This is a genomic window from Roseovarius aestuarii (assembly GCF_019966515.1).
Classification (GTDB): Bacteria; Pseudomonadota; Alphaproteobacteria; order Rhodobacterales; family Rhodobacteraceae; genus Roseovarius; species Roseovarius aestuarii.
The window spans coordinates 1-2,770 of record NZ_JAIMIB010000051.1; the positions used below are offsets into that span (position 1 = coordinate 1).

The 2,770-nt window shown below is 51.9% G+C and carries 1 protein-coding gene; it reads left to right on the top strand.

From position 1 onward, the window contains the following. Positions 1 to 410 precede the first annotated feature (410 nt). Complete coding sequence (locus LC334_RS22880) at positions 411 to 2,402, top strand: hybrid sensor histidine kinase/response regulator (protein ID WP_085802623.1); 1,992 nt, start codon at positions 411 to 413, stop codon at positions 2,400 to 2,402. The last annotated feature ends 368 nt before the right edge of the window (positions 2,403 to 2,770 follow it).

The window sequence follows — 2,770 nt, forward strand, 5'->3', positions numbered from 1 at the left end:
CGCCGGTGCAGCGAACGACCGATTCGACGAGCGCACTGCAGCAACTCAGTTGGTCGATGGACGGCGGCTCTGGGCCGGAGGTAGCCACAATGCTCGGGCTGCGGAAGTGTACCCGGTGGCATCCGAGGTCAGGCTCGAGCCGATTTAGCTTGATGCAGTCTGGCGGAACAAAGGATAGTTTGTACTTTTCATCAAGTTTGAAGTAATTCTACTTATGCGCGATTCATGAACCGCTGAACCTGTTGAAAACCCACATCTTGCAAAACACTCAAGAACTCCTGAATGGTCCGATATGCAAACAAATAATCGCTGTCAAAACCTGCTAGTGCCTGCATCTAGATTGGTGGATTTTACCAAACCGTCATATTGCCGATACGCAGAAATTTTTCCAGAATAAGGGATTTTCGAGGTTGGCACCGACACATGATCTTTTTGACCGCACCTTTGCCCTGATCCAGGGTGCGTTGCCGCCAACCGCCGATTTAGAACGCCAAGGTTTGAAGCGCTGGCGAGCGGCGCTTGAGGCCATTCCGGGTGGGTTCTGCATATTTGACCAAGAAGATCGGCTTATCTTCTTCAACCACCGCTACCGAGAAGTTTATCCTAAACATTCCGAATTTCTGCGTATTGGTGAACGTTTCGAGGACATGTTGAGTGTCGGTGTAGCGCGTGGGGAATTTGCAGACGCAATTGGCCGAGAAGAGGAATGGATCGGCAATCGGTTGGCTCAGCACAGAAATCCCTGCGGCCCCATCGAGCAGAAGCTCTCCGACGGACGTTGGCTTCGCATTGAGGAAAGAAGAACACCACATGGCGACATCGTAGGGTTGCGCAGCGACATCACGATACAGAAGGAGATTGAGGTAAAGTATCGTCGGGACAAAGAGCGGTTTCAGGGGTTTGCCGATACGGCCGGAGATTGGCTTTGGGAGATGGATGCCAATTTCCGCTTTACCTATTTTTCCGAAAATGTCGAACGGATCGTCGGAGTGCCTGCAGCCTGGCATTATGGTAAATCCCGAGAGGAGCTTCTCGGTGAAGAGGCAAGTTCAGAGTTCTGGCAACGACACTTTCAATCGATGCGTGAACATGAGCCGTTTCGCGACCTGGAATATCTTCGAACAGGAACAGGAGTTGAACCGCAGTGGCTTCGGATTAGTGGCAAACCGTTCTACGACGCGGAGGGCAACTTTGCCGGTTACCGAGGATGTGGGTCGGATGTTACCGAACGAAAACTAACCGAAGAACGTCTGCGCCAGAGCGAAGCCAAACTTCTCCATGCGCAGAAGATGGAGGCCGTTGGCCAACTGACGGGGGGGATTGCGCATGAATTCAACAACCTTCTTGCCGTAATCCAGGGAAATGCCGAGTTATTAGATGAGCTGGGGGTGGTTGCAGAGTCTTCTCAATTCACATCAGCAATCCTTCGTGCCTCAAAGCGCGGCGCCGACTTGACACAACGGCTCCTGGCGTTCTCACGACGACAGCCGCTTTGGCCCCAGTCCGTCAACACTTGCGAGATGGTCTCCGGCTTGTCGGACATTCTGCAACCCACCCTAGGCGAAACGATAAATATCCAGTCTATTGCGCCGAAAGGGCTCTGGAACGCGTTTGCAGATCCTGGTCAAATTGAAAACGCGCTGCTGAATCTGGCGCTAAATGCCCGGGATGCGATGCCGTATGGCGGCGAATTGACAATCGCATGTGCCAATTTCACCTTGGACGAAGATAGCTCTGTTGATGGATCAGAAATTGCCGCCGGAGATTATGTAGTCTTGTCGGTTTCTGACTGCGGAAAAGGTATGTCCGAGGACGTTCAGAAGCACGCCTTCGAGCCTTTCTACACTACCAAAGAGGTTGGTCAGGGTAGCGGCCTTGGGCTTTCGATGGTCTATGGTTTTGCACAGCAATCGGGCGGCCTTGCAACTATCTACAGCGAAGAGGGTAAGGGCACGACGGTCAAGCTCTACTTGCCGCGGGCACCATCTAAAACCGACAACCAGGAGAAGCCCAAGGTAGAAGCCGTACCTCGCGGGCAAGGCGAGACCATTTTGGTGATCGAAGATGATCCGCAGGTTAGAAACTTGGCCGAGATGATGCTGCAAAACCTCGGCTACAGAGTTCTTAGCGCCGAAGATGCGATTACGGCACATCAATCTGTCGATTCACATCCCGAGATTAGACTTATTCTGTCTGATGTAATTTTACCTGGTGGGAAGAACGGGCCGGAGTTTGCGGACGAGTTGCGAGTCACACATCCTGAAATTACGATTATCTTCATGTCTGGGTATCCAGTCGAGGCAGCGAAGAACAATGGTTTCCTGGGATCAGACAGCGTATTGCTAAACAAGCCGTTCAGGGTGGCGGAACTCGCAAAAGCAGTGAGTAAGGTTTTGCACTGATGCGAGCGTTAAAGGTCACTATGTGAAGGTATCAGCTGTTTGCACGCGATTGAAGAACGTCGGAATGCCCTGCTGAGCGGCCGCTTAGTATTCATAGATGCTGCGCAATGTACCAATGGCTGGTTTGGTGACGCTGCACAACGGCTTCAGAAGGATTGGCCAATGTCTGCAAAGGGCCGTTACTTCACATAAGCAATGCCTGAGCTTGAACATCTCGCGTGTCCAACATATCTCTAAACGACTGGAATGGAGATTTTATGTCCCGGTAAGGATGGGAGGCAATGGGCCTCTCGACGCATGCTCGACACAGAAAACCGCTGCTGAAGGTTTTTCAGCGGTTACTTGAGTTGCATTCTCAGAAACATCTG